The sequence below is a fragment of the Nonomuraea sp. NPDC003560 genome, from assembly GCF_042878785.1.
Classification (GTDB): Bacteria; Actinomycetota; Actinomycetes; order Streptosporangiales; family Streptosporangiaceae; genus Nonomuraea.
Genome location: NZ_JBIAOF010000001.1, coordinates 593,152 through 606,211, shown reverse-complemented (window position 1 = coordinate 606,211; position 13,060 = coordinate 593,152). Strand labels below are relative to the sequence as shown.

Below are 13,060 nucleotides of genomic sequence, written 5' to 3'. Positions count from 1 at the left end.
TCAGCGGGGGACGAGGTGGAAGAAGGAGCCGTCGGCGGGGGTGTGGGCGGGGTCGGAGAGGTCGTCCAGGCGGGTGGCCGCCTCCGGCGGGAGGGTGAGGTCGAAGGCGGCCAGGTTCTCCCGCAACTGCCGCACCGAGCGCGGCCCGAGCAGCACCGACGTGACGCCGGGACGTCCGGCGACCCAGGCCAGGGCGACCGCGGCCGGGTCGGCCCCCAGCTCGGCCGCGACCTCGGCCAGCCCCTCGGCGACGGCCAGGTTGCGGTCGTTGAGCAGCGACTGCGCCCAGCGGGCCGCGCCGGGCATCGCGGCGCCGAGCAGGCGGCCCATGCGGCTGTCCGGGTCGGGGATCTCGCCGCGCCGGTAGCGGCCGGTCAGGACGCCGCCGCCGAGCGCGCCGTACACCACCGTGCCGAGGCCGAACCGGGCACAGGCGGGCAGGATCTCGGCCTCGACGACCCGCTGGAGCAGCGAGTACTGCGGTTGCAGGCTCACGAACGGCGTGCCGCCCACCCGCTCGGCGGCCCACTGCGCCTCGACGATCTGCGCGGCGGTGAAGTTGGAGCAGCCGAGGTAGCGCACCTTGCCCGAACGGAGGAAGCCGTCGAGGGTGGCCATCGTCTCCTCGATCGGCGTGCCCGGGTCCCACTGGTGGCACTGGTAGAGGTCGATGTAGTCGGTGCCGAGGCGGCGCAGGCTGGCCTCCAGGGCGCGGGTGAGGTGCCGTCTGGACAGGCCCCGCCCCTCCGGGCCGACCGGCATGGCGCCCTTGGTGGCCAGCACGACCCACTCGCGCCTGCCGCGCAGCGCCCGGCCGACGATCTCCTCGGTCTCGCCCCGGTGGTAGAGGTCGGCGGTGTCGATGAAGTTGCCGCCCGCGTCGAGGTAGGCGTCGATGACGCGGCCCGCCTCGGCGGCGTCGCCCGCGGCCAGCCCGTGCTCGGTGCCGAAGTTCATGGTGCCGAGGCAGGCGCGGGAGACGCGCAGCCCGGAACGTCCCATGGTCTGGAAGTGCACGAAGATACCCCTAGAATCGGAATGACTGTTCCGCTTGGATGCGGGGAACGATACGGAACAACGGTTCCGGATGTCAACGCGAGGATGTCAACGCAAGGAGGGCCCATGCGTGCCGACGCCCGGCGCAACCGCGCCCGTGTGCTGGAGGCGGCCGAGGTCGTGCTGGCCCGCGACGGGCTCGACGCCTCGATGCGCGAGATCGCCGCGCTGGCCGGCGTGGGCGTGGGGACGATCTACCGCCAGTTCCCCACCAAGGAGGCCCTGTACGCGGCGATCGTGGCCGACCGGCAGGAGCGGCTGGCCGAGATGGCCGAAGAGCTGGCCGGCGCCGCCGACGCCGGAGCGGCCTTCTTCGAGTTCTTCGACCGCATCGTGGCCTACTCGACGGTCAAGAAGATCCTGGTGGACGCCCTGGCCAGCGCCGGCATCGACGCCAAGGCGGGCGCGCCCGACATCAGGGGCGCGATCGGCGCGCTGCTGGAGCGGGCGCAGCGGGCGGGGGCGGTGCGCGACGACGTGGGCATGGCGGAGTTGCTCGCCCTGCTCAGCGCCGCCTGCCTGGCGGCGCTGCACCACAACTGGAGCGACGACCTGCGGGCCAGGGCCCTGGCCGTGCTGTTCGACGGCCTGCGCCGGGCTACCCCTGCGACAGGCGCTTGAGCCGGGTCACCGCCTCGTCGATGACCTCGTCCTTCTTGCAGAACGCGAAGCGGACGAAGTGCCAGCCGCGTTCGGGGTGCTCGTAGAAGACCTGCGTGGGGATGGCCACCACCCCGGCCAGCTCGGGCAGGCGGCGGGTGAGCTCCAGGCCGTCGGTGAAGCCCAGCGGCCGGATGTCGGTCTGCACGAAGTACGTGCCCGCCGGCCCGAACACCTCGAAGCCCGCCGCCGCCAGCCCGTCCATCAGCCGGTCGCGCTTGTCCTGGAGCCCGGCGCGCAGCGCGGCCACCCATTCCAGCTCGGTGCGCAGCCCGTACGCCACCGCGAGCTGCCAGGGCGCGCTCGCGGTGAAGGTGAGGAACTGCTTGACCGTCGAGACCGCCCGCACCAGCTCGGGCGGCGCGCACACCCAGCCGGTCTTCCAGCCCGTGACCGAGAACGTCTTGCCCGCCGAGGAGATCATGACCGTGCGCTCGCGCATGCCGGGCAGCGTGGCCAGCGGGACGTGCTCGACGCCGTCGAAGGTGAGGTGCTCGTAGACCTCGTCGGTGATCGCGATCAGGCCGTGCTCATGGCACAGCTCGGCGATGACCGTCAGCTCGTCCCTGGTGAAGACCGTCCCCGTGGGGTTGTGCGGTGAGTTGACCAGGATCGCCCGGGTACGCGGCGTGACGGCGGCGCGCAGCTCGTCGGGGTCGAAGGTGAAGCGGCCGTCCACCGGGCGCAGCGTCACCGCCGCGAGCCTGGCCTGGGCCAGCGCGATCGAGGCCGCGTAGGAGTCGTAGTACGGCTCGAACGCGATCACCTCGTCGCCCGGCTCGCACAGCGCCAGCACGCTCGCCGCGATGGCCTCGGTGGCGCCCACGGTGACCAGCACCTCGCCCGCCGGGTCGTAGTCGAGCCGGTAGTGGGCCATCCGGTGCTCCGAGACCGCCTGCCGGAGCTCCAGCACCCCAGGCCCCGGCGGGTACTGGTTGGCGCCCGAGGTGATCGCCTGCACGGCGCGGTCGAGCATGGCGGCCGGGCCGTCGGTGTCAGGGAAGCCCTGTCCGAGGTTGATGGCCCCGGTCTGCACGGCGAGCGCGCTCATCTCGGCGAAAATCGTCGTGCCGAAGGCGCGCATCCTGGAAACAAGTGGTTCGGTCACGCCCCCACACTATTAGTCTCGTCTCGTGATCATCCGGGTCGTGCTAGCCCTCGCCCTGAGCGTTCCCCTCGTCACGCCTGCCACGCCTCCTCCCGTGGAGTCCGCGCCCTGCCCGGTCGCCGTGCCGGAGCACACCGTCTGCGGGTTCCTGCTGGTCCCCGAGCGCCGCGACACGCCGGGCCGGACCATCAAGGTCGGGTACGCCGTGCACACCTCGACGGCCGCCGGCCGCAAACCTGACCCGATCGTCTACATGGGCGGCGGGCCGGCGTCGTCGTCGCTGCAGCTCACCGGGTTCCTGAGCCAGATGTTCCCCGACCGCGACGTGGTGACGATCGAGCAGCGCGGCGGGAAGTACTCCCGTCCGGTGCTGGGCTGCCCCGAGACGGCCGAGGCGCTGCTCGGACGGCTGCGCAGGCCGCCCGCCGACGTGGGCGCGGCGGCCGGGCGCTGCCGCGCCCGCCTCCAGGAGCAGGGCGTCGACCTGCGCGGCTACAACACCAAGGAGATCGCCGCCGACGTGGTCGCCCTGCGCCAGGCGCTCGGATTCCCCTCCTGGAACCTGTTCGGCGTCAGCTACTCCACCCGGGTCATGGCCGACGTCGCCGCGGCCGATCCGCAGGGCGTGCGGTCGGTCGTGCTGGACTCGTTCCTGCCCGAGTCCGTGGCCTGGTACGACGACGCCGACCGCAACCTGCGCGACACCGTGGCCGCGCTCGGCGTGGGCGACGCCTTCGACCGGGTGGTGGCCGGGCTCAACCGCTCCCCCGCCCGGGTGCCGACCACCGATCCGCTGCTCGGCCGGCCGTTCACGGCGACGATGTCCGGTGACGACGTGGCCACCGTGCTGGCCGAGGCGCTGCACGAGGCGGACGTGTCGGCCGTGGCGCCCGCGCTGGTCGGCGGGCTGGCCGAGGGGCACGACGAGCTGCTGCGACCGCTGGCTGACGCGGTGGGCGAGGGGCTGGTGTCGCACGAGTTCGGGCTGTACCACGCGGTGCAGTGCCAGGACGAGGTGCCGTTCAACACCTTCACCACCAAATCCCGACTTTTCACGGTAAACGCGGATAAAGCGGTGTGTGATGCGTGGCAACTTCCCAAATCCGCCCCCGTGAACGCCGTCCCCAAGGCCCCCGTCTACGTCGTCGGCGGCGACCGGGACCCCACCACCCCCGCCAGGACGGCCGGGCCCGCCGCCGAAGCCATCCCCGGCGCCCGGTTCGAGACGTTCCGCGGCAGCCACGCCGTCTTCCTCACCAGCGCGTGCGCCAGGAGGCACATCGCCGAGTTCGTCGAGGCCCCGGACCGCGTGTCGCCGAAGCCGTGCGAGCCCGACCCGGGTCTGCCGCCCACGCTCCGGCTCGCCGACACGCACGTCACCGGCGCGCCGTACCGGATCTCGCAGGCGCCCTGGCTGGCCGCGCCCTTCGCGCTGTTCGCGCTCGTCTCGCTCGTCCAGCTCGCCGCGGGCGCGCTGCGCGGCAGGTCGGTGACCGCCTTCGCGGGGCTGGCCGGCGTGGCGTTCGCCGGGCTGACCGGCCAGGCCGTCTACGGCATGGCGAGCAGGAACGAGACGGCCCTGGCCGTCGGCGTCCCCGCCCCGGTCGGCGGCCTGTACACGTGGATCGCGGTGGCCTCGGCCGTGCTGAGCGTCGCGGCCCTGTTCCACGATCGGCGGTGGCCGCACATCGTGGCGGCGGTCGCCGGCGCCGGATTCCTCGTATGGTGGTTCACCTGGTTCCTGTGACGCGCATCCGTGAGCTGGACGCCCTCCGCGGCTTCGCGGTGGGCGGCATCATGCTGGTCAACACCTGGCAGCACGCCAGCCACGAGCCCTACACCGGCATCGACCGCACGATCGAGGCGCTGTTCCAGAGCCGCTTCTACCCGATCTTCTCGCTGCTGTTCGGCATCAGCTTCGTGCTGTTCCTCGACCGTTCGGGAAGCCGCTGGGCGCTGGCCCGCCGGCTGGCCTGGCTGGCCTGCTTCGGCCTGCTCCAGCACACCTTCTACGAGGGCGAGGTGCTGACCGACTACGCCCTCTACGGCCTGGTGGTGCTGCTGCCGGCCTCGTTCCTGCCGGGCGGCCTGCCGGTGCTGGCGCTCGGCGTCGTGGCGACCGTCTGGGCCACCTGGCACGGCGCGGGCCCGTCGCTCATCCCCGGGCTGTTCCTGGTCGGCATGGGGCTGATGCGGCTGCGCCCGCCGCGGAGCCTGCTGGCCCCCGTGTTCGCGGCCTCGGCGCTGACCTCCCTGGTGCTGACGGTCAGCTGGGCGGGCGTCGCGGACGTGCCGGGGGCCGGCGACTGGACCGTCTACAGCGTGGCCGCGCTGTCGGGGGCGGCGGCGTACGCCAGTGGGCTGCTGCTGGCGCTGCGGCCATGGTCGTCGGCCCTGCTGGAGCCGCTGGGCCGGATGGCGCTGACGAACTACGTCACCGGCACGGCGGTGATCGCGCTGTGCACGGTCCCGCTGAAGACCGGCGACACCCGCTGGCCGGTGCTCGCGGTGGCGCTGACCACCGTGGTGGCGCAGACGTTGTTCAGCGGCTGGTGGCTCACCAGATTTCGGTACGGCCCACTTGAGTGGATCTGGCGGTGCCTGACCTGGTTTCGACTGGTGCCCAACCGGTTAGAGTCGGGCCGTGACCACAATCGCCCTCTGCCAGATTCCGGTCTCTCCTGACCCGGCCACCAACCTCAAGAGGGCCAGGGAGGCGCTCGCCCGCGCCGAGGGGGCCGACCTGGCGATCTTCCCCGAGGCCACGCTCACCCGTTACGGCAGGCGCGTCACCGAGCTGGCCGAGCCGCTCGACGGGCCGTTCGTGTCGGGACTGGCGGAGGCGGCCCGCACCCACGGCCTGGCGGTGATCGCCGGCGTGTTCGAGCCGGGCGAGGGCCCGGCCGGCGCCAAGGTGCACAACACGGCCGTGGCGATCGGCCCCGACGGCGGGATCAAGGCCGCCTACCGGAAGATCCACCTGTTCGACTCCTTCGGCTCCAAGGAGTCCGACCTGGTGGCGCCGGGCACCGAGCCGGCCGTGGTCGAGCTCGCCGGGCTGCGCGTCGGGCTGGTCACCTGCTACGACATCCGCTTCCCCGAGCTGACCAGGGCGCTGGTCGACAAGGGCGCCGACCTGTTCGCGGTGATCGCCGCCTGGGGGTCGGGCCCGCTGAAGGAGGACCATTGGGTCACGCTGGTCCGCGCACGGGCCCTGGAGAACACGATGTGGACGGCCGCCGTCGGCCAGGCGCCCAACCCGGAGGAGTCGAAGGACGGGTTCGGCGTGGGCCGCAGCATGCTGGTCGACCCGCTCGGAGTGGTCCGGGCCGACCTCGGCACCGGTCCGGGGGTCCAGCTCGTCCGCCTCGACACCGAATGGACGGCCACCGCCAGGGCCATGCTCCCGTGTCTGGATCACCGGGTGCTCAAGGGTCAACCGACCGTAAAGTAGAGCCATGAGCGGAACGCAGATGCAGAAGGTCGTGCCGCCGCGTCTGCTCGTGCCGTACCTGTCGGGCAAGCGCACGGTGATCTCCGGCTACGTCTACCGGGTCCAGGACTGCGTCAGGCTGACCACGCCGGCGGCCCTCTACTACGGCCTCGACCTGTCCTTCGACGGCTCGGAGCTGTTCCCCGAGGTGCCCGAGCTCTACCTGATGCGCTGGCACGCCCGCGACGTCGACACCTACGCGGTGCCCTACGGCCCGCACATGGGAGGCGACTGGAGCGACGTGCCGCCGTTCGCCGGCAACGGGTTCACCACCTCGCCCGACCACGTGGTGCCGCAGTTCCACACCGTCCCGATGCCGATCCCGGCGGGGGCGGAGATCGTCCACGTCACCGGCGAGGGCGAGCGGCCCTTCGCCGGCTACGACGGCCTGACCTGGCGGCCCGCCGCATGAGCGAGGAGATCACGCCGGTCGCCTCCGGCTTCGTGGCCCGGTTCGGCGAGCGTACGCTGCCGGCCGCGCTCGGCCCCGACAACGACCAGGTGGTGCTGTTCAGCGAGGTGGAGCTCGACGGCTTCGAGCCCGCCTCGGGCTACTGGCGGCGGGTGGTGGCCAGATCGCGGCTGGAGTGGCTGGTGCTCGTCCGCACCGTCGGCGCCTTCGGCGGCGAGCCGTGCATCGTCCTCGACGAGGACGACGACGGCCTGCACATCGCCTACACCGGCCACAGCGGCATGAAGGCCGAGGCGCTCGGCTACTGGATGGTCGACCACGGCGCGTACGAGGTGGTCGTGCCGCGCGAGGAGGTCTTCTCCATCCGCGTCGAACGCATCCCCGTGCCGTAGGCGGTCAGCCCAGGGCGCGGTAGCGGGCCAGGCGAGCCGCCAGGCGGTCGGCCGGGGGCACCTCCAGCAGCTTGGCGATCTCGTGCTCCAGCGCCCGCCCCACGCGCTCACAGAACTGCCTGGGCTCGTAGGCGGCGTCCGGCAGCTCGGGGATCACCCGGTCGACGATGCCGTCGCGCCGCAGGTCGGTGGCCCGGATGTGCTGGGCCTGGGCGATCTCGGGGGCGAAGTCGACCGACCGGTAGAGGATGGCCGAGGCGCCCTCCGGCGGCAGCGGCGACAACCAGGCGTGCTGCGCGCACAACACCCGGTCGGCCGGCAGCAGCGCCAGCGCCGCCCCGCCCGCGCCCTCGCCGAGCAGCAGGCACACGGTCGGCGCGTCGAGGGTGACCAGCTCGGCCAGGCAGCGGGCGATCTCGGCGGCCAGCCCGCCCTCCTCGGCCGACTTCGACAGGTCGGCCCCGGCGGTGTCGACCACGGTGACCAGCGGCAGCCCCAGCTCGGCCGCCAGGCGCATGCCGCGCCTGGCCACCCTGAGCCCGGCCGGGCCGAGCGGCGAGCGCCGGCGCTGTCTTCGCCGGTCCTGGCCGAGCACCACGGCGGGCGCCGACCCGAACCTGGCCAGCGCCAGCACGAGCCCCGGCTCGTTCTCGCCGGCGCCGCTGCCGCTGAGCGGCGTCACGTCGGTGGCGGCGAGCTTGAGCAGCGTGCGCACGCCCGGACGATCGTCGCGGCGCGAGCGGGTGATCGCCTCCCACGCCTCCACCGGCCGCAGGTCCTCCGCGGGCGGCTCGCCCGCCTCGACGCCGGTACGCGCGGCGCACAGCACGGAAAGGGCCCGGATCGCGACCCTGCGGGCGTCGTCGGCCGACACGACGGCGTCGACCAGGCCGTGCTCGTAGAAGTTCTCGGCCACCTGGACGCCCTCGGGAAAGGGGTAGCCGTGCAGCGCCTCGAACACCCGCGGCCCGAGGAACCCGATCAGCGCCCCCGGCTCGGCCGCCGTGACGTGCCCGAGCGAGCCCCAGGAGGCCAGCACGCCGCCCGTCGTCGGGTGGCGCAGGTAGACGACGTACGGCAGCCCGGCCGCGCGGTGCTCCTGCACCGCGACGGTGATCCGGACCATCTGGACGAACGCCAGCGCCCCCTCCTGCATCCGGGTGCCGCCCGAGGCCGGGGCGGCCAGCAGCGGCAGCCGCTCACGCGTGGCGCGCTCGACCGCGGCCGCGATGCGGGTGGCCGCGGCGACCCCGACCGACCCCGCCATGAAGGAGAACTCGCAGACCACGACGGCGACCCTGCGGCCGTCGAGCAGCCCCTCGCCAGTGATCACCGACTCGTCGTAGCCGGACTTCACGCGGGCCGCGGCCAGCTCCTCGGCATAGGAGGAGCCGGGCTCCGCCGGATCGGCGGGCGGCGCGTCCCACGACTTCCACGACCCCCTGTCGAGGACCGCTTCGATCAGTGTGCGCGCGTCCGGACGGCTCACTATCGCTCCTAACGATCAACCGATGATGCCATGGTGACGCACGAGGGTACATGCCGGAGCCGGGAATTGCCGATCATCCCTCCCGCTCTTCGAGCCAGGCGAGCACGGCCTCGCCGTCCTGGCCGAGCGCGGGGGGCGCGGTGTGCTCGGCCGCGGGCAGGCCGTCGAAGCGCAGCGGCGGCCCGGGAAGCTCGATCGGGCCGAGCACGGGATGGTCCACCTGGACCAGGAGCCCCTGGGAGCGGGTCTGCTCCCAGGCGTAGACCTCGTCGATCGACCTGATCGCGCCCGCGGGCACGCCGGCCTCGCCCAGCCTGGCCAGCCAGTGGGCGCGGTCGTGGTCGGCCAGGGCCTTCTCCATGTCGGCGATCAGCTCGTCCCGGTGTGCGAATCTCTGCCTGTTGGTCGCATATTTCGCCACATCAGGGTCGATGTCGAGTAGCTTGGCGACCTTCTTCCACTGGCCGTCGTTCGCCACGGCGATCTGCAGCATGCCGTCGGCGCAGCGGAAGGCGCCGTAGGGGGCGATGGAGGCGTGGTGGTTGCCGTTGGCGCCGGGGACCTGGCCGCCGACCGTCCAGGCCGTGCCGTGGTAGGAGTGGACGCCGGTGACCGCGGCCAGCAGGGACGTGCGCACCACCCGGCCCCGGCCGGTGCGCTCGCGCTCGTACAGGGCCGCCGCCACGCCGTACGCGCCGTGGATGCCGGCCAGCAGGTCGGCGATCGAGGCGCCCACCCGGTACGGCTCCTCGCGCGAGGGCCCGGTCAGCGACATCAGCCCCGCCTCGCCCTGGGCGATCACGTCGTAGCCCGGCCGGCCGCCCTCGGGCCCGTCGTGGCCGAACCCGGTGATCGACAGGACGACCAGGCGCGGGTTGAGCTCGTGCAGGCGCTCAACGGGGAAGCCGAGCCGGTCGAGCACGCCGGTGCGGAAGTTCTCGATCAGCACGTCGCTCTGGCGGACGAGCCGCTCGATGAGCTGCCTGCCCTCGGCGGACTTGAGATCGACCGCGATGGACTGCTTGTTGCGGTTGGCCGCCAGGAAGTAGGTCGAGATGTCGTGGTCGGGCCCGACGAAGGGCGGCCCCCATCCGCGCGAGTCGTCACCTCCGTCCGGGTGCTCCACCTTGATCACCCGGGCGCCCAGGTCGCCGAGCATCTGCGCGGCGTGCGGCCCCGCCAGGGCCCTGGACAGATCGAGGACGACGACGTCGCCGAGGGGTCCGAGCAAGGTCAACCTCCAGCTTGCGTTGGGCCGGAAGAATATTCTCTCAGGCGGCCGTCCACCATCGCCTACCCTGGTCCGGTGAAGTCCCTGGCCCGCCGCATCCAGGCCCTGCCGCCCTCCTGCGGGCCCGTCCGCCTGGTGGCCGTCGACGGCCCGGCGGGCTCGGGCAAGACCACGTTCGCCGGCCGGCTCGGCGCGGCGCTCGGCTGCCAGGTGATCCACAGCGACGACTTCCCCGTCCACTGGGACGACGGCCCCGGCGCCTGGTTCCGGCTGCTGGACGAGCAGGTCCTGCAACCGCTGCGGCACGGCCGCCCGGCCGGTTTCCGCCGGTACGACTGGGTGCGCGAACGCTACGCCGACCAGGTCTCCGTGCCGCCCGCGCCCGTGCTGGTCGTCGAGGGCGTCGGCACCGCCCGCCGGTCGGCCGCCCGCCTGCTGGCCTTCGCCGTCTGGGTGGAGGCCCCCGAGGCCGTGCGGCTGCGGCGCGTCCTCGACCGCGACGGCCCCGAGCTCGAACCCCGGTGGCGGCAGTGGTTCGCCGCCGAACGGGCCTGGTTCGCCGCCGACCGCACCCGCGAGCGCGCCGATCTCGTCGTCGAGACGTGAACCGGGTCGCCCTCCCGCCCGACTGAGCAGGGTGACGGAAGGACGACATGACAGATGAGCTGCTCGTCGTACGCGCCCAGCTGGGCGAGCGCGCGGCGATCGCCGAACTCGTACGCCGCTGGCACACCCCGGTCTGGACCTACGTCCGGCGCATGCTGGACGCCGAGCGGGCCGACGACGTCGCCCAGGAGATCTGGGCGGCCGTCGTGCGCGGCCTGCCCCGGCTGCGCGCGCCCGGACGGTTCGCGCCCTGGCTGTTCACCATCGCCCGCCGGGCGGTCACCGACCGCCTGCGCGAGGAGTACGCCAGGGCGGAGGGCGCGGCCGAGCCGGAACCGGTGACCGAGGACCCCGCCGAGGCCGTCGTCGACCGCGCCGGCCTGCTCGCCGCCCTGTCCGCCCTGCCCCCTCCCGAGCGGGAGATCCTCGTCCTGCACTACCTGGAGGACCTGCCGGTCGAGGAGTGCGCCCAGATCTGCGGCATCCCCGCCGGAACCGTCAAGTCCAGACTCAGCCGCGCCCGCCGCCTCCTGCGCGACCACCTGAAGGAGACCGACCATGACCGATGAGCCGCGCCTGACCGCCGACCAGATCATCGAGCGCCTCGAACCGTCGCTGTCGCCGTGGCGGCGCGTGCGCGCGCTGACCGCCCTGCTCGCCGGGGCCGCAGGGACGGTCTTCGTCTGCGCCCTGTGGTGGACCGAGCCCGGCCCGCTGCCCGGCCGCACCCACCTGGCCTTCGCCGCCCTCACCGCGTTCTGCCTGGCCTGGGCCTGCTACGGCGGCTGGCTGAGCACGCGCAGAACGCCGCTGTTCGCCCGCGACCGGGTGATCGCCGGCTGGATCGCCCTGGCGGCGGCCCTGCTCACCACCGCGCTCGTCGCCGCCGTGGCCACCGGCGCGCTGGCGCTCGGGCTGGCGTTCGTGGCGGCGAGCGCCGTGCTGACCGGGCAGGCCCACGCGCGGCGGGCGCGGCTGCTGCGGCTCAAGCGGGATCTAGGTGGGTGACGTCGTTGAACGCCACCACCTCGAACCCTCCGCCCGCGGCCCGCCAGACCGACACCGACGCGTTCGGCACCGGCGCGAAGCGCAGGACGTCGGCCAGGTCGGCGTCGTCCCGCCCGGCCATGACGTGCCGCAGGCCCAGCACCACCGAGTCGTGGGCGACGATCAGCACCCGCCGCCCGTCCGCCGCCGCGCGCAGCCCGTGCAGGAAGTCCTTCAGCCGGGCCACCACGTCGGCCAGCGACTCGCCGCCGGGCGGGCGGTAGGCGTAGGGGCCCTCGGCCCGCATCCGCCGCACCTCGCCGGGGAACCGCTCGCCGATGGCGGCCAGGTTGAACCGGGCGAAATCGCCCGACTCCTGGTCTCTGAGCCGCTCGTCCACGGTCACCGGCAGCGCGCCGGCGCCCCAGGTCTCCTGGGCGGCCTTCCAGGTGTCGAGGGCCCGCAGGTAGGGGGAGCACCACACCTCCTCGGGCGCCTCGCCGGCGGGCAGCCCGGCCAGCATCCGGCCGAGCGCCCGCGCCTGGAGCAGGCCGAGGTCGGTCAGCGTCACCTCGTGGTCGCCCCGCTCGTAGACCAGTGGCCGGTCGCCGGCCTGCGCGTGCGCCAGGTTCGCCTGGCTCTCCCCGTGGCGTACGGCGACGATCCGCGAAGGTCCCATGGCCGCCATCCTCGCATCCGGACGCCGTACCTCGCCGAAGCCGCCGGAGCGGGCCGTCGTAGGGTGATCCTCATGACTGAAGTCGCATTGCTCGGGACCGGGCTCATGGGCGCTCCCATGGCCCGCAACCTGCTCAAGGCCGGCCTGCCGGTCAGGGTGTGGAACCGCACGCGGGACAAGGCCGAGCCGCTGGCGGCCGACGGCGCCGTCGTGGCCGGCTCCCCCGCCGAGGCGGTCGAGGGCGCCGACGTGATCGTCACGATGCTCAGCGACGGCGACGCCGTGCACGACGCGATGACCGCCGCCGCGCCCGCGCTGCGCCCCGGCCAGGTGTGGGCGCAGATGAGCACGGTCGGCGTGGCGGCGGTCGGCCGCCTGGCCGCCCTGGCCGCCGAGCACGGGCTGACCTTCGCCGACGCGCCCGTCCAGGGCACCAGGCAGCCGGCCGAACAGGGCACGCTGCTCATCCTGGCGGCCGCCCCCGAGCCGGCCAGGCAGGCGCTCGCCCCGGTGTTCGACGCCGTCGGCGCGCGCACCCTGTGGCTCGGCGAGGACGGCGCCCAGGGCACCGGCACCCGGCTCAAGATGGCCGCCGTCAGCTACGCCATCTCGATGACCGGCATCGTGGCCGAGGCCCTGGCCCTGGCCAAGGGGCTCGGCGTCGACCCCGGCCTGGTCCGCGAGGTGATCACCGGCGGCCCGCTGGACAACGTCTACTTCCAGGCCAAGTCGAAGGCCATCCTGGAGGGCGACCTGGAGCCGTCCTTCACCGTGCACAACGCCGAGAAGGACACCCGGCTGATCACCGAGGCGGGCGAGTCGGCCGGGGTGCGGCTGGACATGGTGGCGGCGGCCGGCGAGCGCCTGCGCCGCGCCGAGGCGCAGGGGCACGGCGACCAGGACATGGTGGCCACCTACTTCGCCAGCTTCGACGAGGAGTAGCCCTC

Annotated in this window: 15 protein-coding genes; 10 read left to right on the top strand and 5 right to left on the bottom strand. The window is 73.5% G+C overall.

Annotated elements, in window-relative coordinates; all coding sequences use genetic code 11:
* A complete protein-coding gene (locus ACFYUV_RS02915) occupies window positions 1–1,017 on the bottom strand; it encodes an aldo/keto reductase (RefSeq protein ID WP_387664221.1) in 1,017 nt (338 codons plus the stop codon).
* A gap of 105 nt (window positions 1,018–1,122) precedes the next feature.
* On the opposite strand from ACFYUV_RS02915, the gene ACFYUV_RS02910 reads away from it, so the two are divergent.
* Complete coding sequence (locus ACFYUV_RS02910) at window positions 1,123–1,677, top strand: helix-turn-helix domain-containing protein (RefSeq protein ID WP_387664219.1); 555 nt, start codon at window positions 1,123–1,125, stop codon at window positions 1,675–1,677.
* On the opposite strand, the gene ACFYUV_RS02905 is transcribed toward ACFYUV_RS02910, so the two are convergent.
* Window positions 1,655–2,824 (bottom strand): pyridoxal phosphate-dependent aminotransferase, encoded by a 1,170-nt coding sequence (locus ACFYUV_RS02905; protein WP_387664217.1) that lies wholly within the window; start codon window positions 2,822–2,824, stop codon window positions 1,655–1,657. The genes ACFYUV_RS02910 and ACFYUV_RS02905 overlap by 23 nt on opposite strands.
* A gap of 25 nt (window positions 2,825–2,849) precedes the next feature.
* Here ACFYUV_RS02905 and ACFYUV_RS02900 point away from each other — a divergent pair, with 25 nt between their 5' ends.
* The 5 genes from ACFYUV_RS02900 to ACFYUV_RS02880 are packed head-to-tail and all read left to right on the top strand — an operon-like array spanning window position 2,850 to window position 7,121.
* Window positions 2,850–4,571, top strand: a complete 1,722-nt coding sequence (locus tag ACFYUV_RS02900; protein WP_387664215.1) for an alpha/beta fold hydrolase — start codon at window positions 2,850–2,852, stop codon at window positions 4,569–4,571.
* Window positions 4,568–5,509 carry a DUF418 domain-containing protein gene (locus ACFYUV_RS02895; protein ID WP_387664213.1) on the top strand — a complete coding sequence of 314 codons (942 nt, stop codon included), beginning with the start codon at window positions 4,568–4,570 and terminating at the stop codon, window positions 5,507–5,509. The genes ACFYUV_RS02900 and ACFYUV_RS02895 overlap by 4 nt, the downstream gene beginning before the upstream one ends.
* Complete coding sequence (locus ACFYUV_RS02890) at window positions 5,469–6,278, top strand: carbon-nitrogen hydrolase family protein (protein ID WP_387664211.1); 810 nt, start codon at window positions 5,469–5,471, stop codon at window positions 6,276–6,278. Before ACFYUV_RS02895 ends, ACFYUV_RS02890 begins: the two co-directional genes overlap by 41 nt.
* A gap of 4 nt (window positions 6,279–6,282) precedes the next feature.
* Window positions 6,283–6,729 (top strand): hypothetical protein, encoded by a 447-nt coding sequence (locus ACFYUV_RS02885; RefSeq protein ID WP_352322420.1) that lies wholly within the window; start codon window positions 6,283–6,285, stop codon window positions 6,727–6,729.
* A complete protein-coding gene (locus ACFYUV_RS02880) occupies window positions 6,726–7,121 on the top strand; it encodes a hypothetical protein (protein WP_352363918.1) in 396 nt (131 codons plus the stop codon). Before ACFYUV_RS02885 ends, ACFYUV_RS02880 begins: the two co-directional genes overlap by 4 nt.
* Window positions 7,122–7,125: 4 nt before the next feature.
* On the opposite strand, the gene ACFYUV_RS02875 is transcribed toward ACFYUV_RS02880, so the two are convergent.
* Window positions 7,126–8,610 (bottom strand): carboxyl transferase domain-containing protein, encoded by a 1,485-nt coding sequence (locus ACFYUV_RS02875; protein WP_364328282.1) that lies wholly within the window; start codon window positions 8,608–8,610, stop codon window positions 7,126–7,128.
* Window positions 8,611–8,683: 73 nt separating this feature from the next.
* Window positions 8,684–9,841: a CoA transferase gene (locus ACFYUV_RS02870; RefSeq protein ID WP_358284925.1), complete on the bottom strand. Its 1,158-nt coding sequence runs from the start codon at window positions 9,839–9,841 to the stop codon at window positions 8,684–8,686.
* A 75-nt stretch (window positions 9,842–9,916) separates the two neighbouring features.
* Here ACFYUV_RS02870 and ACFYUV_RS02865 point away from each other — a divergent pair, with 75 nt between their 5' ends.
* The 3 genes from ACFYUV_RS02865 to ACFYUV_RS02855 are packed head-to-tail and all read left to right on the top strand — an operon-like array spanning window position 9,917 to window position 11,455.
* Window positions 9,917–10,447 carry a uridine kinase gene (locus ACFYUV_RS02865; protein ID WP_387664208.1) on the top strand — a complete coding sequence of 177 codons (531 nt, stop codon included), beginning with the start codon at window positions 9,917–9,919 and terminating at the stop codon, window positions 10,445–10,447.
* A gap of 47 nt (window positions 10,448–10,494) precedes the next feature.
* On the top strand, window positions 10,495–11,016 hold the full coding sequence (locus ACFYUV_RS02860) for an RNA polymerase sigma factor (RefSeq protein ID WP_387664206.1): 522 nt from the start codon (window positions 10,495–10,497) through the stop codon (window positions 11,014–11,016).
* Complete coding sequence (locus tag ACFYUV_RS02855) at window positions 11,006–11,455, top strand: hypothetical protein (protein ID WP_387664204.1); 450 nt, start codon at window positions 11,006–11,008, stop codon at window positions 11,453–11,455. The genes ACFYUV_RS02860 and ACFYUV_RS02855 overlap by 11 nt, the downstream gene beginning before the upstream one ends.
* Here the strand turns inward: ACFYUV_RS02855 and ACFYUV_RS02850 are convergent.
* Window positions 11,433–12,113: a histidine phosphatase family protein gene (locus ACFYUV_RS02850; protein ID WP_387664202.1), complete on the bottom strand. Its 681-nt coding sequence runs from the start codon at window positions 12,111–12,113 to the stop codon at window positions 11,433–11,435. The genes ACFYUV_RS02855 and ACFYUV_RS02850 overlap by 23 nt on opposite strands.
* 72 nt (window positions 12,114–12,185) lie before the next feature.
* Here ACFYUV_RS02850 and ACFYUV_RS02845 point away from each other — a divergent pair, with 72 nt between their 5' ends.
* Window positions 12,186–13,055 carry an NAD(P)-dependent oxidoreductase gene (locus ACFYUV_RS02845; protein WP_387664200.1) on the top strand — a complete coding sequence of 290 codons (870 nt, stop codon included), beginning with the start codon at window positions 12,186–12,188 and terminating at the stop codon, window positions 13,053–13,055.
* Window positions 13,056–13,060 lie beyond the last annotated feature (5 nt).

Coding starts and splice junctions, on each gene's coding strand:
- ACFYUV_RS02910 (WP_387664219.1), top strand. CDS start 1,123: ATGCGTGCCGACGCCCGGCGCAACCGCGCCCGTGTGCTGGAGGCGGCC.
- ACFYUV_RS02885 (WP_352322420.1), top strand. CDS start 6,283: ATGAGCGGAACGCAGATGCAGAAGGTCGTGCCGCCGCGTCTGCTCGTG.
- ACFYUV_RS02880 (WP_352363918.1), top strand. CDS start 6,726: ATGAGCGAGGAGATCACGCCGGTCGCCTCCGGCTTCGTGGCCCGGTTC.
- ACFYUV_RS02860 (WP_387664206.1), top strand. CDS start 10,495: ATGACAGATGAGCTGCTCGTCGTACGCGCCCAGCTGGGCGAGCGCGCG.
- ACFYUV_RS02855 (WP_387664204.1), top strand. CDS start 11,006: ATGACCGATGAGCCGCGCCTGACCGCCGACCAGATCATCGAGCGCCTC.
- ACFYUV_RS02850 (WP_387664202.1), bottom strand. CDS start 12,113: ATGGGACCTTCGCGGATCGTCGCCGTACGCCACGGGGAGAGCCAGGCG.
- ACFYUV_RS02845 (WP_387664200.1), top strand. CDS start 12,186: ATGACTGAAGTCGCATTGCTCGGGACCGGGCTCATGGGCGCTCCCATG.